Source organism: Geobacillus vulcani PSS1, from assembly GCF_000733845.1.
In the GTDB taxonomy this organism is placed as follows: Bacteria; Bacillota; Bacilli; order Bacillales; family Anoxybacillaceae; genus Geobacillus; species Geobacillus vulcani.
The window spans coordinates 534129-558019 of the sequence record NZ_JPOI01000001.1 but is presented as its reverse complement, the minus strand read 5'-3'; the positions used below and the strand labels follow the sequence as shown (position 1 = coordinate 558019).

21 protein-coding genes and 3 pseudogenes are annotated in these 23891 nt (G+C 47.6%); 10 read left to right on the top strand and 14 right to left on the bottom strand.

Annotated features, from left to right (window positions below; all coding sequences use genetic code 11):
* Window positions 1-9: 9 nt before the first annotated feature.
* The 6 genes from N685_RS0103170 to N685_RS0103145 form a co-directional block, all read right to left on the bottom strand.
* Window positions 10-846, bottom strand: coding sequence for an FAD binding domain-containing protein (locus N685_RS0103170; protein ID WP_031405796.1), 837 nt, complete (start codon window positions 844-846; stop codon window positions 10-12).
* On the bottom strand, window positions 833-3160 hold the full coding sequence (locus tag N685_RS0103165) for a xanthine dehydrogenase family protein molybdopterin-binding subunit (protein ID WP_031405794.1): 2328 nt from the start codon (window positions 3158-3160) through the stop codon (window positions 833-835). The genes N685_RS0103170 and N685_RS0103165 overlap by 14 nt, the downstream gene beginning before the upstream one ends.
* Window positions 3147-3785 carry a xanthine dehydrogenase accessory protein PucB gene (gene pucB, locus N685_RS0103160; RefSeq protein WP_031405792.1) on the bottom strand — a complete coding sequence of 213 codons (639 nt, stop codon included), beginning with the start codon at window positions 3783-3785 and terminating at the stop codon, window positions 3147-3149. Before pucB ends, N685_RS0103165 begins: the two co-directional genes overlap by 14 nt.
* The gene (locus tag N685_RS0103155; protein ID WP_031405791.1) at window positions 3782-4810 is read right to left on the bottom strand and encodes an XdhC family protein; all 1029 of its coding nucleotides are present in this window, start codon (window positions 4808-4810) and stop codon (window positions 3782-3784) included. Before N685_RS0103155 ends, pucB begins: the two co-directional genes overlap by 4 nt.
* Before the next feature lie 204 nt (window positions 4811-5014).
* Window positions 5015-5194 (bottom strand): hypothetical protein, encoded by a 180-nt coding sequence (locus N685_RS0103150; protein ID WP_031405789.1) that lies wholly within the window; start codon window positions 5192-5194, stop codon window positions 5015-5017.
* Window positions 5195-5209: 15 nt separating this feature from the next.
* Window positions 5210-6055, bottom strand: a complete 846-nt coding sequence (locus N685_RS0103145; protein WP_031405787.1) for an SPFH domain-containing protein — start codon at window positions 6053-6055, stop codon at window positions 5210-5212.
* 296 nt (window positions 6056-6351) lie between these two features.
* Here N685_RS0103145 and hutP point away from each other — a divergent pair, with 296 nt between their 5' ends.
* From hutP to N685_RS0103125, 4 genes are all read left to right on the top strand, one after another.
* Entirely contained in the window at window positions 6352-6801 is a 450-nt protein-coding gene (gene hutP / locus N685_RS0103140) for a hut operon transcriptional regulator HutP (protein ID WP_031405785.1), read from the top strand.
* A gap of 120 nt (window positions 6802-6921) precedes the next feature.
* Entirely contained in the window at window positions 6922-8436 is a 1515-nt protein-coding gene (gene hutH, locus N685_RS0103135) for a histidine ammonia-lyase (RefSeq protein ID WP_031405783.1), read from the top strand.
* Between the two features lie 417 nt (window positions 8437-8853).
* Window positions 8854-9540, top strand: coding sequence for a TerC family protein (locus tag N685_RS0103130; protein ID WP_031405781.1), 687 nt, complete (start codon window positions 8854-8856; stop codon window positions 9538-9540).
* 23 nt (window positions 9541-9563) lie between these two features.
* Window positions 9564-10496: a D-2-hydroxyacid dehydrogenase gene (locus tag N685_RS0103125; RefSeq protein ID WP_031405779.1), complete on the top strand. Its 933-nt coding sequence runs from the start codon at window positions 9564-9566 to the stop codon at window positions 10494-10496.
* 47 nt (window positions 10497-10543) lie between these two features.
* Here N685_RS0103125 and N685_RS0103120 read toward each other — a convergent pair whose 3' ends face one another.
* The 7 genes and pseudogenes from N685_RS0103120 to N685_RS19750 all read right to left on the bottom strand — a co-directional run bounded on the left by N685_RS0103120 (window position 10544) and on the right by N685_RS19750 (window position 17836).
* Window positions 10544-11266, bottom strand: coding sequence for a LutC/YkgG family protein (locus N685_RS0103120; protein ID WP_031405777.1), 723 nt, complete (start codon window positions 11264-11266; stop codon window positions 10544-10546).
* Window positions 11263-12693, bottom strand: coding sequence for a LutB/LldF family L-lactate oxidation iron-sulfur protein (locus tag N685_RS0103115; RefSeq protein ID WP_031405775.1), 1431 nt, complete (start codon window positions 12691-12693; stop codon window positions 11263-11265). Before N685_RS0103115 ends, N685_RS0103120 begins: the two co-directional genes overlap by 4 nt.
* A 22-nt stretch (window positions 12694-12715) precedes the next feature.
* Window positions 12716-13429: pseudogene (locus N685_RS0103110) on the bottom strand ((Fe-S)-binding protein); the annotation flags it as partial.
* 619 nt (window positions 13430-14048) lie between these two features.
* Window positions 14049-14648 (bottom strand): response regulator transcription factor, encoded by a 600-nt coding sequence (locus tag N685_RS0103105; RefSeq protein ID WP_031405774.1) that lies wholly within the window; start codon window positions 14646-14648, stop codon window positions 14049-14051.
* Window positions 14620-16707: a sensor histidine kinase gene (locus tag N685_RS0103100; RefSeq protein WP_031405771.1), complete on the bottom strand. Its 2088-nt coding sequence runs from the start codon at window positions 16705-16707 to the stop codon at window positions 14620-14622. The genes N685_RS0103105 and N685_RS0103100 overlap by 29 nt, the downstream gene beginning before the upstream one ends.
* A gap of 7 nt (window positions 16708-16714) precedes the next feature.
* On the bottom strand, window positions 16715-17665 hold the full coding sequence (locus tag N685_RS0103095; protein ID WP_031405770.1) for a polyprenyl synthetase family protein: 951 nt from the start codon (window positions 17663-17665) through the stop codon (window positions 16715-16717).
* A gap of 6 nt (window positions 17666-17671) precedes the next feature.
* Entirely contained in the window at window positions 17672-17836 is a 165-nt protein-coding gene (locus N685_RS19750) for a hypothetical protein (RefSeq protein ID WP_167332993.1), read from the bottom strand.
* 234 nt (window positions 17837-18070) lie between these two features.
* Here N685_RS19750 and N685_RS0103085 point away from each other — a divergent pair, with 234 nt between their 5' ends.
* The 6 genes and pseudogenes from N685_RS0103085 (at window position 18071) to N685_RS0103060 (ending at window position 23329) form a co-directional block, all read left to right on the top strand.
* Complete coding sequence (locus N685_RS0103085) at window positions 18071-18391, top strand: uberolysin/carnocyclin family circular bacteriocin (RefSeq protein ID WP_031405768.1); 321 nt, start codon at window positions 18071-18073, stop codon at window positions 18389-18391.
* Window positions 18392-18520: 129 nt separating this feature from the next.
* Window positions 18521-19679: pseudogene (locus N685_RS18255) on the top strand (IS256 family transposase); the annotation flags it as partial.
* Window positions 19680-19804: 125 nt separating this feature from the next.
* A complete protein-coding gene (locus N685_RS0103075) occupies window positions 19805-21562 on the top strand; it encodes a hypothetical protein (RefSeq protein ID WP_031405766.1) in 1758 nt (585 codons plus the stop codon).
* A 1-nt stretch (window position 21563) separates the two neighbouring features.
* A complete protein-coding gene (locus tag N685_RS18600; protein WP_051870789.1) occupies window positions 21564-22085 on the top strand; it encodes a stage II sporulation protein M in 522 nt (173 codons plus the stop codon).
* Window positions 22086-22128: 43 nt separating this feature from the next.
* Complete coding sequence (locus N685_RS0103065) at window positions 22129-22686, top strand: hypothetical protein (protein WP_031405763.1); 558 nt, start codon at window positions 22129-22131, stop codon at window positions 22684-22686.
* Window positions 22676-23329: an ATP-binding cassette domain-containing protein gene (locus N685_RS0103060; protein WP_031405761.1), complete on the top strand. Its 654-nt coding sequence runs from the start codon at window positions 22676-22678 to the stop codon at window positions 23327-23329. The genes N685_RS0103065 and N685_RS0103060 overlap by 11 nt, the downstream gene beginning before the upstream one ends.
* Window positions 23330-23630: 301 nt before the next feature.
* Here N685_RS0103060 and N685_RS19950 read toward each other — a convergent pair.
* Window positions 23631-23804 (bottom strand): annotated as a pseudogene (locus N685_RS19950) (IS1634 family transposase); the annotation flags it as partial.
* Window positions 23805-23891 lie beyond the last annotated feature (87 nt).

Genomic DNA, 23891 nt, shown 5'->3' with positions numbered 1-23891 from the left:
ACCTCCCGTCTAGATGGTTTCCCCTAACTCGCGAAGCGCATCTTCCAAAAGTTGGGCGGCGACAAACAGGCGGTAGTCCGCCGATCCTTCAATATCATGCAAAATCGGGCGCGGGAAGGCGGCGATCGCCGCTTGGATCCGTTCGCCAATCGGGCGGCTCCGGTCGTTGAGGTGCGCCTCAACTTCAGCCAGGCGAAACGGAAACGGGCAGACACCGCTGAAAGCGACGCGAACGGCCTCGTCTTTTTTCAGCGCTGCAATCGTCACAAGCGGGTAGCCGACTTCTCCTTGTTTGCGGCGCTTGCGATGGAAATGGGGCAGGGTGGCGGTGGCACGGTCAACCTTGAACTGGACGACAAATTCACCGCGGCCCAGCTGCAGCTGTTGATGAAACAAGTCAAGGAAGCGGCATTGCCTGATGCCGTATGGTCCGGCAACGATGACATCTGCCTCGGCGACGAATAGGGGCAGTGCGGTTTCACGGTAAAAAATTTGTCCACAAATGTTGCCGCCGAGTGTAATTTGGTTGCGCGCCGTTCGGTCGGCGACTTCTCGGGCCGCTTTTGTCAATAACGGGAACGGATTCGCCTCCTCGAGCTCGGTGAGCGACAGCGCCGCTCCAAGCACGAGAGGATCGGCGCTCGCCTCAAGCGCCCGGCACTCAGGGATCGCTTTTATGTCAATGACGGCAGCGGTGCGGACAAGGTTCAACCGAGACAACGTGAGGATCTCCGTGCCGCCGCTGTAGTAAAGCGGTCGTTTTCTGTCACGTTCAAGCGCCAAGAATAGCGCTGTCGCTTCGGCAATCGACTGCGGCCGGTAGTAGGCAAAATCAAACGGAACCATAGGAGTCCCCTTTCTGTTTCCGCCAAATCAGTTCTGGCACGAGCGGCAGTTCATTGAGCGGAACGCCGGCAGCGAGCGACAAGGCGTTTGCCAAGGCGGCGGGCATGCCGATCAGGCCATGTTCGCCGATGCCGCGAGCGCCATATGGGGCGTCAATTTGCGGCGTTTCGACAAACTCAACGATGTATTCTGGATGTTCGCCGAAGCGAATCGGCCGGTATGTGCGCAACTGCGGGTTTAACAAGCGCTGTTCGTGGTCAAAAAGAAACCCTTCTCGGCTGGCAAAACTCAGCCCCATGCTCATTGCCCCCATGGCCTGGCCAAGCGCTGCCTTTGGGTTGAGCACTTTGCCGGCGTCAATGACCGCATACGCTTTGACGATGCGATACGTGTAGTCGCGGCGGTTGAATTCAATTTCCACTCCCTCGGCGCATACGCCCCATTCCGGCCCCGGTTTGCCGGCGCCGGTCTCCGGGTCAAGCGGGGTCAAGTGGCGCAAAATGTAGTGGCCGCGCCCGATCACTTGTCCACCGATGGCATTGCCGTTTGGGAATTTGTAGCCGTAGGCGATGTCTTTCACTGGAATGAATATCGCCGGGTCATCGCGCAAAAAGACGCGCTCGAACCCGACTTCCAAATCATCCGGCGCGGCCCGCAGCACGCAGGCGGCGATCTCTTTCAACTGGCGGATGGCGTCATCGGCGGCGGCGAGAGCCGCACGTCCGGCCATAAACGTCCCGCGGCTGGCGACCGTTTTCCAATGTTCGGGCGTCGTTTGCGTATCGATATCCATTTTGACATGGACACGATCGACATCCATCTTCAGCCGTTCAGCGACGATTTGTGCGAGCACCGTTTTCGTGCCCGTTCCGATTTCGACGACGCCGGAGATGACGTTGACGCTGCCGTCGGAGTTAAATGTTAAGATGACGCCGGAGCTGGCGTCTGTGTCGATCGTGGACGTTTTCCAGCCGCCACTGATTCCTTTTGCTCTTACCGTATAAGCGTCCACTTCGACGCGCTGCCATTCGTCCCAGCGCATCAGCTCGCGCAACCGGTCGAGGCAGGCTGATATGTTGCCGACGTTGCTTTTCGTGAGCCGCACTTGCGTCGGGGTTGTTTGTCCTGGGCGGATGGCATTTTTGCGCCGCACTTCCCATGGATCGAGCTGCAGCTTCCGTGCTAGCTCATCGATGGCTCGCTCAACGGCAAACGCTTGCTCGCAATGCCCAAAGCTGCGAAACGGCGTCGCGTACGGGCGGTTCGTGTAGACGCAAAGCGAATCGCACCAGACGTGTTCGACATGGTACGGGCCGGTGCAATCGACGGCCGCGGCGCGGCTGACATCGATCGCTTTGTCGGAATAAGCGCCGCCGTCAAACAGAAATATGATTTCCATCGCTTTCAAGACGCCGTCTTTCGTGGCGCCGATTTTGACAGTCGCCTCTAATCCGATATGGACGGGAGAGGTGGCCATGTCATGCTCGCGGCTGTTCCAGACGCTCACTTTTCGGCCGCCGACCGCTTTCGAAGCAAGGTAGGCGAGCAGTTCCAGCTGCACGGGGGCTTTTCCGCCATAAGCGCCGCCGACAAGCGGCGTATGGACGATGACTTTGCCGGTTTCTTCGCCAAAATACGCATGGAGCAGTTTCTTGATCATAAACGGTGACTGGGAAGAGGCGGAAATATGGATTGCACCGTCCGGCCAAATTTCTGCCGTGGCGCAGCGTGTTTCCATCGCGATATGGTCGGAAGGGGCGAACGATACGCTCGTTTCGACGATGACGTCGCTTTCAGCAAACCCTTGTTCAATGTTGCCTTTTCGGATTTTCGTCCGGTGGGCGATGTTGGTTCCTGGTTCAGGATGAGTCGTTTTGTTTTTTTCGTAGCGGTCGAGATGTTCATGCAATAGCGGAGCGCCTTCTTTCAACGCCTCGCGCGGCGAGCCGACGGCCGGAAGCGGTTCGTAAGCGACGCGGACGAGGCGGGCTGCTTGTTCGGCCTGCGCAAGCGTGTCGGCGACGACGACGGCGACGACCTCGCCAAAGTAGCGCACTTTGTCGACGGCGATCGGTGGACGATCGCGCATATCTTCACCGGTGAGCGGAAGCCCTTCACCGGTCACAACAGCATGGACGCCGGGGGCGGCGAGCGCGCGGCGTGCATCCAGCGAGAGGATGCGTGCGTGGGCGTATGGGCTTGTCACCAGAGCAGCATGAAGCATCCTCTGTTCTTTGAAATCGTTCGTATATTTCGCCCGGCCGGTCACTTTATCCCACGCTTCTTTGCGAATGATGCTTTTACCGACGGCCACGGTGGCGTCCCTCCTTTTCTTTTTGATGAGTGACAGCGTGCTCGTAATCGTCTTTCGTGTCGATATCGATGCCTGCTATTTCGTCGCCTTCATACAAGAGGCCGCGCCAGCAGGAATGACCAAACAGCGCGCGCCCGCCGGCATCGCCCTTTAGAGTGAGCAGGGAAGGGAACATTCGTTTTCCAAAAATAACCGGCGGCATCGGCGTGCCGAAGCGGGTGAAGGCGACGTAATCAGGACGGTGTCGGCGATAAAGGTCGGCAAGCACCTCGATCGTTTCAGACGTGACAAACGGCTGATCGGCGAGCAACACAGCAGCGGCGTCCGCCCCTTCTGCGATCGCCACTTGCAGGCCGCAGGCAAGCGAATGCGCCTGCCCGCGGCAATGGTCAGCGCAGCGGGCGAAGCGGCAGTTTTCATGATCCCGAAGCTCGGCCGGAAGCCACGCGAGCGCATCGTCCGGAGGAACGACGACGATGACAGGCGCAAGGCGGGAACGAAGCGCCGCTTTAAGGCCGGCGGCGCCGAGCGTCTCATCTCCCCACGGCAGGGCGCGCTTATCGGTTCCCATCCGCCGGCTCTGCCCAGCCGCTAAATAAATGGCAGCGATCGCAACTCCGCTCATAGGGCGGCCTCCGTTCCCCGCCCGCGCAACACGCTGATCAGCTCGGCCGTAATGCTAATGGCGATTTCCTGCGGGCTGCGCGCGCCGATTGGCAGTCCAACCGGTGAACGGACAAACGGCGGAGCCGAGCCGGAGGGAAAGAGGCGGTCCGTGCGCCGCTGCGGACCGAGCACACCGAGATAAGCGAGTGGCATGTCGGCTAACAAGGAAACGAGTTCGCGGTCGCGTTCAAACTGATGGGTCATGATGATGACAAAGTCGCGTTCATTCAGGTGAAGCCGCGGAACGGTTTCATGCGGAAAGCCAATGACTAAGGCGTCGGCGTCCGGCACATGAGACGGGTGACAAAACGCCGGCCGCCAATCGCTTACGGTAACGGAAAATCCCGCCGCTTTGGCTGCCGAGACGAGCGGCGGGACGTCCGGCCCGGCGCCGAAAATAACGAGGCGCGGCTTCGGCCAAAAATGTTGGATGTAAAACGCGCCGTCATCCGTTTCCTGCACCCCATTTCGGCCGCGGAAAAACGGGGTGCCATGCAGCGCGTTGAGCCATTCCGGCCTCGGCGGCGAAGCATAGCCGCCGAAGCGCTCTCCGGTTTCGCTTTGAAAAAACGGCGGTTCGTTTCGGTTGGAGAGGCTGCGGGCCATCAGAACATGCTCGCCGTGTTCAAGGCAGCGTTTGAGCGCCAGCCAGACCGATTTTGTGTCCTCCGTCACCGGCTCAAGCCAAACACGGACGAGTCCGTTGCAGCCAGCGCCCTGCCCCCAAGACAAATCGTCCTCGGTCCGCAAATCAAACGAAACAGCGGCTGCCTGGCGGCTCACCAATACGTCACGGGCGTGGGCCGCCACCGCTTCTTCAAGGCATCCGCCGCTCAGCAGCCCGACCGTTTCCCCATTTGCGTCAATCCACATGCACGTCCCTTCTTTTTGATAGGCCGAGCCTTCAACGTCAATGATGATGGCTACCACGCCATCGCCTGGTGCGCCGGCGATCGCTTCGAGCACAGCATAGTAGCTCTCCATGCTCATCCTCCTTCCGCATGGCGCCAAAGGCGGCTAAGCTGTTGCAAGCGCGGCGGGACGATAAATAAGATTTCGTAATGGCCGTAAGCGGCGGCAGCGGGTGCGGCATCGGGTCGTCCCCCTTTTTAAAAAGAGCTCTGCTATCATTATATTTCTGTAACAAATGCCCATGACTGAAAAACGAAAGAAGCCAGCCGTTAGCGGCTAGCTTCTTTGTCTTTGATCCGTTTTTCCTTTCCCGAGCCGCCCGGCCCGCTTCGCTGCCTCCCTCAGCAAAAACTCGATCTGGGCGTTGACGCTGCGGAATTCGTCGTGCGCCCATTGCTCTAGTATGGTGTACAGGTCATAATCAATGCGCAAAGGGAACTGTTTTTTCTTTGTCATCGCACTCCACAACCATCAGTATAGACTGCCGGTGTTGATCACCGGCTGGGTGGCGCGCTCGGAGACGATCGCGACCATCAAGTTGTTCACCATCGCGGCCTTTCGTTCATCATCTAACTCTAAAATGTTTTCTTTGTCAAGTTGTTCAATCGCCATTTGCGCCATGGAAACCGCTCCTTCGACGATCTTTTTCCGCGCTGCCAAAATGGCGGCGGCTTGTTGGCGTTGCAACATGGCGCTCGCGATTTCCGGCGAGTAGGCCAAATGGGTGAGGCGCGCTTCCATCACTTCGACTCCGGCGACGCGCAATCGTTCCTGCAGTTCAGCGGCGAGAACATCGGAAATAATATCGGCGTTGCCGCGCAACGTAATTTCGTTGTCGTCTTCAAATGTGTCGTATGGATATTTGGTCGCGACATGGCGGATCGCAGCTTCACTTTGAATCTCGACGAATTGTTCATAATCATCAACATCAAATACAGCCTTGGCTGAATCAATGACGCGGAAAACGACAACGGCGGCAATTTCAATCGGATTGCCTTGGATATCGTTCACTTTCAGTTTGTTGCTGGTAAAATTGCGTACGCGCAGCGATACTTTCGTCCGGACCGTGAGCGGCACGGTGAAAAACAGCCCGCTGTCGCGGATCGTACCGAAATAGCGGCCGAAAAAGGTGAGCACTTTTGCTTGATTAGGCTGGACGATCGTGATGCCGGTCGCGAGCAACACAGTCATGACGAAAAACAAAAGGGCGGGCAAAAACAATTGCTGGACGAGGAGGAGAAACCCAGCGATGAGAAGCATAGCGATGCCGCCGATACCGATGAATCCATCGAGATACCAAGCTTTCTGTTCCCTCATTGATTGTCCCCCTAATTCATATCAATTTTATATTTTTATGATATCATATATTCAATAAAATGTAAATCGAGTCTTATTGTGGTTTTCAGCCATTCGCTGTTTTCCTTCATGTGTGATCTGTCGGGAAACATCCATCAAGCGCCGGGGTTTGGAAAACAACCTCACTTGCCATACCTTCTGGCCATAGGCCTTTATTCCGATAACAAGTTAGTGTGTTAAAATATGGAAAAAAACGATTGACTCCGTTTTTCTCGCCGTCATACAATAGAAAAAAAGAGCAAATGGGAGTATCGAGCATGGGAAAAGAAAAATCGGCGCGCATCGGCCGGCTGGCATTGCTGCTGGCGATGCTTGACGAAGGAGAGGAAGCCCCGGTTCTCAACCAGCTCCAGGCGCTCGCCTGGCGCTATTGTCAAGGGCGGGTCGGGGCGATGGAGCCGCAAAAAATCGTCGCGGCGATTGAGACGGCGGCGAAACGGCATGGAGTGGTTGACGGCGGCTTGTACCGTGAGATGCACGCCTTATACCATGCGATTTTAGAGGCAGTGCATGGCGTAACGAGAGGGCAGGTAGAGCTGGGAGATTTGTTGAGAACCGCTGGCCTTCGTTTCGCCGTCGTGCGCGGTATGCCGTATGAACAACCGAGCGAAGGGGAATGGATCGCCGTCGCCTTGTACGGGACGATCGGCGCTCCGGTGCGCGGGCTCGAGCACGAGGCGGCCGGGCTCGGAATCAATCATATATAGGAACGATCAATGCCTAGAGCGATGAGTCATGAGGAGGCGAACGCTGCCATATGGCAGGGCGCCTCCTTTTTTGTTTGCCCAGGCGTTCGATTGGGAAAACAAACGAAGGGAGATGGAATGATGATCGTATTGACCGGACACACTTTGACGATCGATGAGGTAAGACGTGTTGTCTATGAGCGGGAGATGGTGGCGGCCGCTGAGGAAAGCATGAGGGCTGTCGAGAAAGGCCGCGCGGCAGTGGAACAAGCGATTTCCAGTGGACGGACGATCTATGGCGTGAATACGGGCTTTGGCAAACTCGCTGATGTGCGCATTGAAGGAAGCAGCCTTGAGCAGCTGCAAATCAATCTTCTCCGCTCACACGCCTGTGCTGTCGGCGAGCCGTTTGCCGAGGAAGTGGTGCGGGCGCTGCTTCTGTTGCGGGCGAATGCTTTGTTAAAAGGGTATTCCGGCGTGCGGCCGGCGGTCATTGAGCAGCTGCTTACGTTTTTGAACGCCGGCATTCATCCGATCGTGCCCCAGCAAGGTTCCCTCGGCGCGAGCGGCGATTTGGCGCCGCTGGCTCACTTGGCGCTGGCGCTTGTCGGCGAAGGGGAAGTGATGTATCAAGGCCGGCGGATGCCTGCCGCCCAAGCGCTTTCGCAAGCCGGAATCCCACCGCTCTCCCTGAAAGAGAAGGAAGGGTTGGCTCTCATTAACGGGACGCAGGCGATGACGGCCGTCGGAATTTTGGCTTGCTTAGCGGCGGAACAGCTCGCTTACGACAGCGAGCGGATCGCCGCATTGACGGTCGAGGCGCTTTATGGCGTGACCGATGCTTTTGACGCCCGCATCCACGAAGCCCGCGGATTTCCGGAACAGGCGGAGGTGGCGGAACGAATGCGCCGTTACCTCGCTGGAAGCCAGCTTACCACAAGGCAAGGGGAGCGGCGCGTGCAAGATGCGTACTCGATCCGCTGCATCCCGCAAGTGCACGGGGCATCGCTCAGAGCGCTCCGCTATGTGAAAGAAACGCTCGAAATCGAAATGAACGCCGCCACCGACAATCCGCTCATCTTTGCGAACGGGGATGTTCTTTCCGGCGGCAACTTTCACGGCCAGCCGGTGGCGATCGCCATGGATCTGTTGAAAATCGCGGTGGCGGAGCTGGCCAACATGAGCGAGCGCCGCATCGAGCGGCTCGTGAATCCGCATTTGAACGAAGGCTTGCCGCCGTTTTTAAGCCCGCAGCCCGGTTTGCAGTCGGGAGCGATGATTATGCAATACGTCGCGGCTTCGCTCGTATCGGAAAACAAGACGCTCGCTCATCCAGCCAGCGTCGATTCGATTCCGTCGTCGGCTAACCAAGAAGATCATGTCAGCATGGGGACGACCGCCGCCCGCCATGCGTACATGATCGTGCAAAACGCAAGAAAGGTGTTGGCGATTGAGCTCATTTGTGCGTTGCAGGCTGTCGAAGCGCGCGGCATCGAGCGACTGGCTGCGTCAACGAGGCAGTTTTACCACGAGGCGCGCCGCATCGTTCCTTCCATTGTGGTAGACCGCGTGTTTTCCGATGACATCGAAGCGGTGGCGGCGTGGCTGAGAGAAAGGGCAAACCATCAACTTCTCCCCGATGAAACGAAAGCTTAGAAAAGGAAGAGGCATGGCGGGCGCAGGTGGGGGGGCGTTCAAGGAGCGGTATTTCAAAAAATGGAAGGTAGATAGACCTTGAACCGCCGCCTTGTTCCGCTAGAGATCGGGAAGCCGCCCTCGGTGAATGTGGCTTGCTTCCTTACATTTTTTTGCAAAATTTGACCGTCTTTCCTCCCAATTTCTTTCTCGTTAGGCCGAGGGCATTGGTGAGCGGTTCGAAAAGGGGGATGTCATGAAAAAGCTGTGAAAGACAGCCCTTTCCCAAGCTGAGAAACCTTGTAACATCAACGCCTCTTTTGTCAACTGAACGGATTCGGCGAGATCAGTCATTTTTCACCAGTCTCCCAAAGTTGTTCCCCTTGCAGATTTGCGGTAAGATGAGGAAGAGAGAAAAAGGAGAAAGGGTGGCTTCTGTTGACGATTTCAGCCGCGGCGTTGTTGGCCTTATGGAAGATTATTGCGATTGATATCATTTTGTCGGGGGATAATGCGGTCGTCATTGCGATGGCGACGCGGCGGCTGCCGAAAGACCAGCAAAACAAGGCGATTTTTTGGGGGACGGCCGGGGCGGTGTTGCTACGCGTTTTGTTTGCGATTGTCATCGTCTTTTTGCTCCAAATCCCGTTTATTCACTTTGCGGGCGGTTTGTTGCTTGTATGGATCGCCTATAAAGTGCTCGTTGAGCGGGAAGAAGAGGCGGGTGTACAATCGGCGGATCGATTGTTGAAGGCGATTATGACGATTATCATCGCCGATGCGGTCATGAGCTTGGACAACGTTGTCGCTGTCGCTGGGGCGGCCGAAGGGCATCTTGGCATGCTGGCGCTCGGGGTAGCCATCAGCATCCCGATCATGATTTTCGGCTCCAAAGCGATCGTCCGGGTGATGGAACAACATCGATGGATCGCGTACGTTGGGTCGGGCATTTTGGCGTGGACGGCCGGGAAGATGATCGTTGGGGACGAAGGGGTGCTCCGCTTGCTTCATCTTTCGCACGGTCCGTTCGTCTATGCCGTCGCGGCCGGTGTGACGATTTTTGTTTTGGCTGCCGGCTACATCGCGAATAAAAAAGCAGCGCGTGAAGAGGGGACGTTGATTTGAGCGGCTGGAGGTGGTGTGCTTCCATGAACATCCAACGCATTCTCGTGACGGGAAGGCTTTATGCCGAGCTTGCCGCTCTTCTTCCGGACAAGCGGCCCGATAAAGCGTTTCGCTTTGTCGCTGAAGAAGAATTGCAGGAGGCGGATTTTGCTTGGGCGGACGCGTACATCGGCTTTCGGCCGGCCGGGCCGTTTTCGCTTGCCCATTTGCGCTGGGTGCATTCGCTCGGCGCGGGGGTCGACGCGTTTTTGTGGAAGCGGGAATGGAAGCCGGACGTGCTGCTGACGCGGACGATCGGGTCATTTGGCGAGCAGATCGCCGAATATTGCCTCAGCTACTTGCTGCGCGACGCCCAATGCCATGACGTGTATGCTTGGTATCAAGAACAGCGGCAGTGGAAGCCGGTCGCCCCGAAGCGGCTTAGCGAACAGCGGATTGTCATTTACGGGACGGGCGAGATCGGCCGGCGCATTGCCGAAACGCTTCGTCTGTTTGGGGTTTCGCCCGTCGGCGTCTCGCGAAGCGGCCGAGACACGCCGCCGTTTTCGGCTGTTTACCGCCATGACGAGGCGGGGGAAGCGCTTGCTCGCGCCGATTGGGTGATCGCCGCGCTTCCGCTGACAGAGGAAACGCATCATCTCTTTGATGAGACGTTTTTTTCCTGCCTGCACAATGCGGGCTTTATCAATGTCGGCCGCGGCGCCACGGTCGAGGAGACGGCGCTTGTCGGGGCGCTGGAAAACCGAAATGTGCGCCTCGCCGTGCTCGATGTGTTCGAAGAAGAACCGCTGCCGCCGCACTCGCCGCTATGGGGTCATCCCCATGTCATCATCACTCCGCATATCGCGGCGCTCACCGCGGCCGAGGACGCCGCCCGCTCTATATTGGACACGCTTAGCCGCATCGAAGCCGGGAAGCCGCTTGCCAATGCGGTTGATGTGAGCCGGCAATATTGAACGAAAAAACGGTGCCCGACGAACAAGGGGGCACCGTTTCGCGTTGCTTACCGGTCAGTGACAATGATATACGCCGCTTTCATTGGACCGTGGACGCCGACGACCAAGTTCATTTCAATGTCGGCGGAGTTGCTCGGGCCGGTGATGAAGTTGATGCATGACGGAACGAGGGTGCCTTGTTCGATTTGCTCGTGAATGATCGCCGCCGCTTGCGTCATGCGCGGCACGACGGTGCTTTTCGGAACGATGGCGATATACGTCTTCGGCAAAAAGTGAATGGCCCGCCCTTGCCCGTTGCGGGAAAACAGCACGACCGTTCCCGATTCGGCGAGGGTGATGTCGCTAAAGGCGATGCCGACGTTCGCCTGTTCGGCGGCGTCAATGTTTTGGCGGCCGAGCGCCGGGTTCCACACGTGAACGTCCGTTTGTGCCGCCGGCCATTCCTCCTGAAGCAAGGGGGATAGGCCATACTCGGCAAAGCGCGGATCGTTTGGCACGATGACCGGTCCGCCGCCGTAGGCCGACACTTGTCGCTTCAGCACGCCCGCCAGTTCGGCGCTTGTTGTCTCGATGTAGTCCGTATGAATGAGTGTGCACTGTTGGCGAAGCGCCGCCAGCAAGTCGTCCTGGCTATAGCCGGCAAACACCGTCCATTGCGGCGCATAATCCCATTGCGGCCGGGAGACGCCGGACAGGCGGGGGCTTCTTCCGAGACGCCCGGCGATCGTTTGTAAAAATGCGTCACGGTTTTGAATCGTACCACGCGTCATGACGGATTCCCTCCTTTTTGCCGATCGCGAAACCAGTCGCGAAACCGCTCTTTGCTTGGCGCCGGAAACTCGCGGCTTTCCGTCCACGCTTTCAGCGGGCCGGGGCCTTTTCTGATGCGCCCGTCTTCGGCAAACGGGGCGAAGGCGCTTGGCGCCAACTTCGTGCCGAACCGGTACAATGACGGCGAGGCGGTCCCGAGGCGAAACGCCTTCATCGCCAACTTTTCCGCGACCGGCGCCTTTCCTTCCCGCTCGACGATGATTTGGCGATGTTTGATGAGCAGCTCATGAAGCGGAATTTTCACCGGACATGCCTCCGTACAGGCCGCGCAAAGGGAGGATGCGTACGGAAGCTCCTTGTAGTCGTCATAGCCGCCTAAGAGCGGCGACAAGACCGCGCCGATCGGGCCGGAGTAAATCGAGCCGTACGAATGGCCGCCGATGTGGCGGTATACCGGGCAGACGTTGACACAGGCCGCGCAGCGGATGCATTGCAGCACCGGCTGAAACTCCGTGCCTAAAATCGATGAGCGCCCGTTGTCGACGATGACGAGATGGAACTCTTCCGGTCCGTCAGCGTCCCCTTCGTCGCGCGGGCCGGTGAGGACGGTGATGTAGCTCGTCAATTTTTGCCCGACGGCGCTGCGTGTCAACATGCTCACAAGCACTTCCATTTCTTCAAATGTCGGAACGATCCGCTCCATGCCCATGACTGTAATTTGGGTTTTCGGCAGCGCGGTCACTAAGTCGGCGTTGCCCTCGTTTGTAACGAGCGTGATCGAACCCGATTCGGCGATGGCGAAGTTGCAGCCGGTGATGCCGATGTCAGCCGTCAAATAGTCGCGCCGCAGCGTTTCGCGGGCATGGCGGGCAAGTTCAACCGGATCGGACGATTTCGTATAGCCAAGCTTGCGGCGGAAGACGTCGCGAATTTGCTCTTTGTTTTTATGGAGCGCCGGGCCGACGATATGCGACGGCGGGTCATGATCGTCAATCTGCAAAATGTACTCGCCGAGGTCGGTTTCGACAACGTCACAGCCGATGGCTTCAAGCACCGGGTTTAAATTGATTTCCTCGGTCACCATTGATTTGGATTTGACGATTTTTTTCGCCTGTTTTTCCAAAGCGATGCGGCGGATGTAGTCGTTCGCTTCTTCGGCCGTCCGGGCGAAAAAGACGTGGCCGCCTCGGTTGGCAACGTTTTCACTAAGCTGCATTAAATAATAATCCAAGTTTTCGAGCGTATGTTTTCGGATTTGTTCAGCGAGCGAGCGCCACTCCTCCCAATGGCCAAGCTCTTCAATGACGCCAAGCCGCCGCACATAGCCGCGGTCTTGCATGCCGGCGACCGCCCCGCGCATAAAATTATTTTGCAAGTTTTCCTCGACCCGTTTCCAAAACGGCCCGTTTTCGATTTTCATCGGCATTGTCGTTCCCCTCCTTTTCGTTGCGTTGATTTAACACTTCGGCGATATGCATGACGCGAATCGGTTTGCCGAGCCGCTCGATGCGTCCGCCGATGTTTAGTAAACAGCCGCAATCGGCGCCGATCACGTAGTCGGCGTCCACTTCGTCGATATGGGCGATTTTTTCATCTACCATTTGTTCGGAAATCGGACCCATTTTGACGGAAAACGTGCCGCCAAACCCGCAACATTGATGAGCGTTCGGCAGCGGAACAAGCTCAAGCCCGTTGACATGTTCTAATAAGCGGAGCGGCGCTTCTTTGACACCAAGGAGCCTTGTCATATGACAGGACGTATGGTACGTCGCCCGTCCGGGGAGCGAGGCGCCGACATCCTCGACGTTCAGCACCTCAACGAGAAATTGGGTCAGCTCGTACGTTTTCGCCGCTAGGCGCTTCGCTTCGTCTTCCCATTCCGGATCGCCACGGAAGACGTGCGGGTATTCTTTTACCATGGCCGCGCATGAGCCGGATGGGGTGACGACATAGTCGGCATCGGCGAACGCGCGCATCATTTGTTTCATCGCCTCTTTCGCTTCTTGGACGTAGCCGCTGTTATACGCCGGCTGTCCACAGCACGTTTGCGCCTCGGGAAAATCAATCTCACAGCCGAGCCGCTCGAGCAGTTCGACGGTCGCTTTGCCGGCCTCCGTATAAAAGAGATCGATCAGGCAGGTGACAAATAACGAGACTTTCATCGGTTCTCCCTCCCGTGTACCGAGTTTAGTGAACAGGTCATCTGATGACTATATGTCTATTATAAAATGTTTTTTTCAGATTCGTAGCCCTTTTTTGAAAAAACACTCATGAATAAGTCTTGTTTCCCCCTAGCATGAAATGATGGATTAAGACGACACATTTTCACAGAAAGTTTCATGAGCAGCGTAATCTGCCCTCCACTTGGGGATGAAAATGCGCGCCAGTGCAGCATTTTCACGGAAAGTTCCATGGGCAGCGTTTTGCCCTCCACCCGTGGATGGAAAATCCGCGCCAGTCTTGCATTTTCACGGAAAGCAATAACCCATTTACTTTAACTTACCAACGGAAGAAGTCTCCCACTTCTAAACAAAGTGAAAGGGGGAGATGAATTCCGGTTAGCGTAGCTGAAAGTTGTCTTTTTTGCTATAATATAATCAGTCTTAGCCCAACAATAGTCGTTGTTCTTTATCGATTGACATAGCCGTTTTAGAAAGGAGAGAGGGTGTCCAAAAGCAATGAGACACCCTTTTCTGCTACTATATATACGCATTAATCGAATCTGTAATTCTATATCTAGTGTTTAGCTAGAGAACAGCTAGCCTTGTGAGTCAGTCCTTTCTACCCAATCAATCCTAGCTTTATTGCCTTCACAACCGCTCCGACCCGCGAATCAGCCTCGAGCTTTCGCAAAATGGAAGACACATGATGTTCCACCGTTCTGCGGCTGATATGCAGCAATTCGCTAATTTCCGCATTTGTCTTATCTTCGGAAATGAGTTGGAGAATGTTCCATTCAGTTTTTGTAAGAGGACAGTTGTAGCGGTCCAATCGATCAATTGGGAACGATTTAACCCCTAGATAAGTTTGCCGAATGGCATTGGCTAATTCAAAGACCGAATTTTCCTTAGTGACGAAGGCATAAGCGCCAGCTTCATAGGCGGCTTGAATGTATTCGTCATAACCATATCCCGATAAAATCACGACTTTGCAGGTAGGATATGTTTTGGCAATTTTTCTCGTCCATTCAATCCCATTATCATTTTTCATCCTTATATCCATGACAATGACATTGGGGTTATGTTTTTTGATTTCTGTCTCTAAAAGTGCGGGATCACAAACGGTATTGACGACCTCCAAATCGATTTCATTTTCTAACAATTGTTGAATTCCATGCATGACCAACAAATGGTCATCTACTAATAATATTTTGATTTTCATTGACCCCACCTTCTTCAACTGTAATTGGCAAAGAAACGGAAATGCAAGTTCCAGCCCCCAGCTCTGAATGTATTGTCAGTGTACCTTTTAACTGATGAACCCGTTTTTGAATTGTAATTAAACCTAAGTGATTTGTCTGTGATAATTCTAATAAATGATCCGGCACCTTAAATCCGACGCCGTAATCTTTGACTTGTATACTTAGAAACTGTTGTGTTTCTTCAACAGTTACAACAATCTTTCTTGACGAAGAATGTTTGATGGCGTTATAAACTAATTCTTTAATGATCCGAAATGCTTGGATTGAGAGAAACGGCGGAATGATTTTTAGGTTCGCAATATAATTGACTTCAACAATCACGTTATAGTTCATCTCGCATGTTCGCCTTAATGAAGAGAGGCTTTGTTTAAGCCCTAAATCCTCCACCATAACAGGATACAGCTCATGGCACATCTCTCTGACTTCAAAAATATCACGTTGAAGTAGCCCTTTAATGTCATCGAACAATCTTTTATCTATATTTTTCTTTTGAATAAGCCATTCAAGCTTATTGAGAAGAAGAATTAAGTGTTGCAGTACCTCGTCATGGAGGAAAATTGACAGTTTCCTTTTTTCTTCTTCATGTTCATGAAGAAGGAGCCAGTGGGATTGCTCGGACATCCATGATTCTTCTATTGTTTTCTTTAGTTGGTTCTCAATCTGTTGTAACGTTTTTGAGCTGGCGAATAATTCTATGGCGTCCATTTGGATTTTTTTCATTAGTTTTTGTTCTTCTTTGTCAAAAACCGTCGCGTTTGTTTTTTCTCCAATCATCATCCAGCCGATTAATGCATCGTCTATATTCATAGGATAGAAAAAGACGCTCTTTTCATTCATAGTCATTTTGTAAAAATGGCTGCTTTGACAAGCATAAGATAATAATTCACTATCGTGAAAATGACGGAACATTCCTGTTTTATGCAATACAGTAGGGCTGTGATCATGTTTCCACACGATGCATACTCCACTCACATCGATCGTTTTGTGTATTAAATCAGCAATGAGCTTAGCACAATATTCTAAATGTTTTCCGTTTAGCAACTCTTGAAGAATGGCGAGTTTTTCTTTTTGAATTTCCTCTTGTTTTCCATGCCATTTCCTCATTTGCAGCGGTTCGAGCCCTTTGTCGATTAGATCATAGACAATAAAAAGGCAAATGAGCAATGTGTTGATTAAGATGCCGAGCTTAAAGTGTATATCGTAAAATAGCGACAATAATAGATTAAATATTGCTAAACAACAACCAATCATGAATAGACGGACCATCATTTTCTCTAATATTTCGCGAAAATCGATAATTTCCTGCCGGGTTAACAAATATGACAACGTCAGTGGAAACATGACTATACTGCCAAGGCTATAATGAAAAGGAGCGCCGGGCAGGGAAAAAAACGCATTTGGAATCAAGTTAAGAATAACAACGGGCGCAAACGATATAATGATGCTGCCAATTAAAAGATATATTTGATTTTTTATCTTATTCGAATTGGAACGAAGGTGTAAATAAAATAGGACTACGCAACCTAGCAGTGCTAGAATAATATTGGCTACAATACATGGACGAATGATTGTGCTAATGATGACACGATGATGAATACCAATGAATAGATAACTGATCGTTATAAAGATGGCCGTATATAACGTGAGAATGCGCACTTGGCGAAAAAAGTTCGGTTTTGCAGACGAAGGAAAATGCTCAAAAAATTTTAAAAGGATGTAAGGAGCAAATGAAATAAAAACGACCTCCAATTCTCTTGCTGGCTTTATATTTTCGCTGGAAGGGATTGACAGGGCGAGGGCCATTCCACTAATAAACATAAGAGCCAAAAAATACTGAATGACAATCGAATTAGGTTTTTGCACATAACTGTAAATGCCAGCCAATAAAAAGATCATTCCTATAAATATTGGAAAATAACGTTGCGGCGAAACATGTTCATTGTACATTTTTAGTAAAAAATAACAAATAACGAAAATGGAAATAAGGATTAGGCTAAAAGGAAGAACTTTTTTATTCATTCTATCCCTAACTTTCTAAATATCTTTTTAAGCGGGCTATTTGAATCTGCTTGTCGGGAAAATGAGTAGCTATTTGACGAAACGCCTTATCCATATAAATTTTCGAGAGAATCAAGCAGTAGTCGATCGCCCCTGTTTTTTGAATGTAGTTTCTAATCTCCTTAATTAATTGAGAATTATTATTAGCTTCTTTTAGCTGGCCAAGCTTCCTTACTAACCATCCATTATCTTTTTTAGAGCTATATTCGATGGCTTTAATGAACGGGAGTGTCGCTTTTTTATTAGTGAGATCGCTTTTGTCGTCTGACATAATATCCCGAGCATCATTTTTCAATTGGCCAGCGATACCGATATCCATTGCGATCGTTTCCCATATATGTCTATTGGGCATATCACTGAGTTCACAAACTAATTTGACTAATGAGGATGATTTTTGTTTAATAATCGAAAAATAGTCTTCTTCTGTCGGAATACATTCAGAAATAATAAAATGTAAGTCTTTCCATTGTCCATTGCAAGCATTTTGTAGTTCAGAAATAATAATCGAAAGTTTTTCTTGTATATCTTCTTTAGAATTATGAAGAATAAGCCGAAACGCTTCCATCATAAGCGCGTTAGCGATCGTAACTGCTTCCCCAGTTGTTAACTGACTTACAACTTGATCACTTTGGTCATGGTCGGAAATTTCATCAAAAATGTCTGTTGCTAGAATGAGAAGTTCAATAGCAGCAGCATGACTAATAATAGACTGTATACAAGTGTCGTCTTTTAAATGGAAGGTGGATACTTGCGCATAAAATTCCCCCCAGGAAAAATGTGTTTCATTAGTGCTCAATATTTTCCCCTTGCCGTGCAGCAGATGAAAAATATATTGAATGATTTCTTTTTCTAGCATACAGCTAGTCAACAAGTGATTTTGTAAAAAAGCTCTGATAGTGCTTTTTTCAATCCTGTTCATCTAATCTTACACCCAAAGATTTCCTTCTTTTTTTGAGCTGTCCTGAAGATATGCTGCAAGTGCTGAGAATTCTTGTGGACTTAAGCGTTCCTTTGCGAGCGCAAGTTCCGTTGCTCCAATGCCATCTTTCTCAAGAAGTTCTTGAAGGACATCCCATAAATTTTGATTCATAAACAAAGCCCCCCTCAATAAATGATTATGGTTCATCAAAATTTTACACTATATTACAACTTCTGTCATGATTTTCTCTAAAAATAGGTATTTTCCGCAATCAAAATTGTGGAAAATACGGATGTTTTTTGCGGAGATTCTTGATACATTTTGATTGTAAGTCGATCGACTTTACAGGTTGTAATCGTATAAGTTAAGAAACGGAATTTATGTTGTTTGCAAGGAGATGTGGCTATGATTCTAATAGAAAACAAACTTACTCAATTATTTATATTATTGTTTGCCGGGATAAGCATCGGAGGGTTGTACTTTTTTATGTTAACTTTCCTTCCAGTTGCAGATTTAGCAAAGGAATTCGGAGTCCCGGCATGGGCAGCTGCTTGGATTCTAACGGCACTTGATGCTAGTACCACTGTAACGGCAATTGTGTCTTTTCTTACGGCTTTAGGTACTGGTGGATTGAGCCTAATAGCAGCGGCTGGTACTATGGGTATTAAAAAATATTTGAAAGAGGAGTTAGAAAAGAGAGGAAAACAAGCTTTTATTGCTTGGTAATCAACATGGAAGTACAGTGTGTTAAATGATGTATACAATTTTGTGTAAAGCATTTTGCTAGAACAAAAGAAAAAAGGTAGGGTATTCTCTGATTGGACCAAAAATCTTAGAGAAAGGAGAACCCTACCTATGTCTAAAAGTATACCGAATGTAGACTGGGCAAATCAACTGGAAAATACCATTCGTCAGTTTGTAAAAGAAAAATGAGAACTGATCATGCGGGAAGAAATCAAACATTTCGTCGAAATCGAACAGGCTGGAACGCCAAACATGAGAAACGGCTACGATCAGCGAAATCTAGATACGCAATACGGCCGGATTGAGGGTCTTTTGGTGCCAAGAGACCGAAACGGAGAATTTCAAACACAGGTTTGCCCCTTATCAACGCCACACCGGCTGGCTGGAGGAAGCCATCATTCGGATGTATCAAAGTGGCGTGAGTATACGGGAAATTGGCAAATTTATCGAACGAATTCTAGGAAATGCTTATTCTCCAGCGACGATCAGCCGTATTACCGATGTCGTGAAAGAAGACATCGAGAAATGGCACCATCGTCCACTATCCAAACGTTATTCGGTCTTATATTTGGACGGCTTGTACGTGAAACTTCACCGGGATACGGTGGAGAAAGAAGTTATTTATGTGGTACTGGGGGTGAACGAAGAAGGATATCGTGAAATTCTTGATTTCTTCGTAGGAGGACAAGAAAGCGCCTATGTATGGCAGGAGATTCTCCAACAGCTCTACCAAAGAGGCGTCAAGGAAGTGCTTCTTGGCGTCTTCGATGGCCTTCCGGGGCTGGAGGAAGCCTTTAAGGCGGTGTATCCGAAAGCCGATGTGCAGCGTTGTGTCGTTCATAAAGTCCGTAATACTCTTAATCGTGTTCGGAAAAAAGATCAATTTAAAGTGGCAGAGGATCTCAAACTGATTTATCGTGCGCCGAATAAGGAGATGGCGTTCCAGATGTTTCAACAGTTTGAGTCGAAATGGTTCGGTAAGTACCCGAGAGAAGTTCAATCTTGGGCCAACGAGTTGGATGTCCTCCTAACATTTATGGATGATCCAAGCAGTATTCGAAGTGTGATTTACACGACGAATGCCATCGAACGAACGATCAAGGAGATTCGGAAACGTCTCAAGCCGATGAACCGTTTGAGCAGTTTAGAAGCCGCGGAAAAAGTCGTGTATTTGACCATTCAAGATTTTAATGAGAAATGGGCAGGACGAACGTTGCGAGGATTTGCCGAAGCACAGCAAGCGCTTCAACGAATGTTTGAAGAACATTTCCAGAAAAGTGTTCACTCTTATTTAGCGAAAACTGTTCAATTTTTCTCGTCGGTTACACAGTGGAGGGGGCAATGTATTTGTCTCCTTTTCCAATATATTACTTAAATAACTAGGGGTTATAAAATATGTCTATTTTCAGGCTCATTATACTTTTGATTAATGTGCGAATAAAGCAGCAGTATTCTTTAATTAGTAAATATAGACCGATTTTAAATAAATTAAAACCGACAAGCATTTTTACATTATCTCTTTTATCTCGAATTATTTTGTCAATTATAGGTTTATTTGCACTCATTATTTATTTTTATAATGAAAAATATTCATTTTATTGGGAATGTACTTTAATCATGGTTTTTATAGGAATGCATTTTTTTAATGGTTTAATCAGTTACCGAAGAACTCATACTCCAATTTTGGTTTCACTATTTACTATGGCACCAAGAAATGCAAGGACTATTCATAATATACTTCTTATAGAAGAGATATTGTGGTTAGCTCTTAACCAATGCGGCTTTTATTTAGCAGTTTTTATATTTTTCCTTTATATAAATAAATTTCAATGGATCAGCAGTAGCTTGGCCTATATACTATTAGTCCTTGTTTCAATACTTCTGTTTATAATTTCAAATAAACTCTTCGGGATGTACGTAAGGAACAAGATCATTAATCCTATTGGTATTTTTCGTTTTTTTGCTTATTTCATGAGCATTGTAATTTGTTTTTTATTGGGGTTCTGTTTAGTGAAGTTTATGCTATTTCCTTTGATAGCAACAGTTAAAGAGAATATCGATAGTTATAATGATATTCTTAATGATAATGTTTGGAACAATATCATTTCAATTTTAGAAGAACAGTGGTTAACCTCTATAATTGGATTTATTCGTACTATGTATTCATTTGTTTTGTTTAATTTTATATGCTACCAGTTCAAAAATTTTAACTACTGGGGGGCTTTGTCTTTATTCTTTTCCGGTTTTTTTATCTATATAGTATTGTTTTTTACGAATCCTAAATTTATTGATGAAAATCAAAACAATAATTTATACAAATGTCGGGACTTTCTGCATTTTTACTGTATATTTCTAAGAAAATTAAATTATTTAATATTTAAAAATGATGCTCTCACAAATAAAGAAGTTCTATTGCTTGAAAGAAATAGATGGATAGTATCTCCCGTTGCCTTTTCTTTAATTTTTATCACATTAGAGTCTAGCTTTTATTTTGGCTTTATCTTTTCGTTAATTAATTTAGTGAAATCCACTGATACCAAATTATTACTAATATTCACATTAAATTTGCTCATTTTAACTAATCATTGTTTTGAACTACGTGAAGAGTTTCCGGTATTATTTTTGCTCAGTGCGGAAAAGAATAATATTAATTTGTTTAAGATATCTGCAAGATCTATTAAAGATTTATATATAGCCAAAAAAAGACTGATGCAATTAATTTTATTTATACCTTTTCTTATTGTGCTCATAGTTAATTCAATTTTATATATTCGCGGTCATATTTATTCTTTAGGTTACTTAGTTATTTTAATTGCGTTAGTTAATGCATATTGGATCACGCCTTTGTTTCAATTGTATATGTCTCCTATGTTTGCAAAATTTAATTATACAAATGTAATTGAAGTGGGTAAAACTGAAGAAGAAGCAAAGCTGTATTTAAGGGCACAGGGTCTCCCGCGCAAGTTCATTTTATTACCTTTTTTAGTTATTTTATATATGAATTTATTTATTAGTTTCCCTAATGTACTAACAAAATGGTTGTTAGTTATTTTTTTCCTCTATTTTATGTCCAGTAGCTTAATTTTTGCTTATATTGCACAAAAAGTTATTCAAAAAGGAATATCGAAAATTGAAAAGGAAGTAATTGAATAAGATGTTGCAAGGGATTATTAAACGTTGGAAAAGAGTTATGTTACTATGTATTTTAATATTTTCGGTTAGTGTACTTATAGGAATAGTAGCAGGTTTTTTGGGAGATTATAGTACATTTAGGCCTAAAGAAGCTGAAATGCTTGATATTTTTGTTAATAATACAAAAATATGTATATTTATTATTGTATCGGGATTGTTAACCGGAGGTGTTTTATCATCAATCGTATTAATTATAAATGGATACATAATTGGTATTGTAATATACGGGGCAATTGCGGATTACGGATTTCTGCCGATACTAACAGGACTAATGCCCCATTTTTTTATAGAATTAGCTGCTATAGTTTCCTGCGCTACAGTAGGATTTATGTCAAGTATATCTTTCTTAATGTGTATAGGAAAATGGAGTAAGCTTCCTCTTCCTCGACTCATTAAAGATGGAACTATTCTAATTTTGATAGCTATTTTATTGTTGTTATTCGCGAGTTGGGTAGAAAGTAACATAAGTAAAGTGGTTCTCTAGAATCTCTGTGACTTAAATACAAATAATACAAAGGGGGTATGGCATGAAGATGACTATTTGGTTGAACCCTAGTCTCTTTTTTATTAAAAAGAATGTTACACCCAATAAACTTTTATTTTTTAACTTATTTGTTTTACTATTTGCAATGATGTTTTTAGAGCTATGGGTGGCAAATGTACTAGATATACACCAACCAAAAAAGATTATTGGATTTTTTCTCGTAGCTACATTCATAACTATCCCATTTTACTATATTATTAATTTTATTTTCTCAGTTCTGTTAGGTATTATTTTGGTTATTTTAAAAAAAGATTTTTCAGTTTTGAGATTGTATACTGTTGTATTAAGTGCTAATTCCTTTATTTTTCTATTTAATGCAGCTACTCTTTATATAATTTGGATTAACAATGCACCACAGTTATTTTACACTTTAACAATAACTTTATTATTAATTGTGAATATACTATATATACGAATTTTATATTTTGGACTAGTTAATTACGTAGGGGTTACCAAAAAAATCAGTTTTATCATTGCAGCTATTATTCTCTTTATTACGTTTTCTACTACTAGTTACGGGGTTGTTCATTATGCAAGCTAAGTTAGTTGTGAAAAACTTAACATTTTCATATGATAAAAACAATATCATTAGCAACTTATCTCTAACTATAAAATCAAAAGATAGAGTATGTATTATAGGCGATAATGGCAGCGGTAAATCTACACTTTTAAAAATATTGAGTGGGATAATTCATACAGACTGTAGTATTTATTTTGAAGGTAAACCTCTGTCTAACTTATTGGAATATAAAAAAAGGATCGCTTATATTCCTGATAAACCGTATCTTTATGATTTAATGACGGGAAAGGAAAATTTGAAACTTATAGAAAATTTATGGGACATAAAAGATAAAGATAATTATTGGAAGAAGGTGTATGATTTATGTGAAGTATTTAATATGAGTTCCTATTTAAACGAATTGGTTCAGAATTATTCCCTTGGTATGAAGCATAAATTGTTTTTTATTGCAATGTTTGCAAGGGAGACGGGGTTGATGTTTCTTGATGAACCATTTACGGCTTTAGATCAAAAATCTCAAAACATCGCAATAAATTTACTAAAAACATATAGTCAAAATGGGGGAGCAATTTTATTTGTTAGTCACTTAAAAGAATTACAATATGAACTAGCAACAAGATTTTATGAAATGTCAAATGGAAAACTAAAGGAGCTAGAGCAATGAGAACAATGTATTTTATCATATTAATTCTTTCTGTTATTACAATTGTATACTTATTTACAATGGGATATACGAATCAGATGTCAGGAAAGATTATCGTGGCAATTGCAGTTGGTTTTCTATCTTCATCGCTTTTAAACATTTTTAAAAAGGAAAAATCCAATAAGATATAAAGCTTCGGATAAAGCATATTGCATATCACTAGGTTTCAGGAAAGAGGCAGGGTATAGTGTCTCAACGAGTACTCTGCCTGTATTTGTTTTCAGATACTTCAATAACCTATTGTTCTTGATACCCGATCATGGGTTCGAATCTCCACGATCCGAACCAGCAAAAGAGCGAGCCAGCTGAGCAGCACGTGCGCCCGAATGCGATCTTCCAAGCGATGATACATAGGCCGCCATTCCAATGTGGACTTCAATGTCCGGAAGGCCTGCTCGATATCCACCAATTGCTTATATCCAAGCGCGATATCTTCGGTCTCACATTTCGCACCCTAACAGGGTAGAAAGAAAGGATTTTTTATTTCGTTTTTTAGAATAACATTTCGACCAACACAATGAGC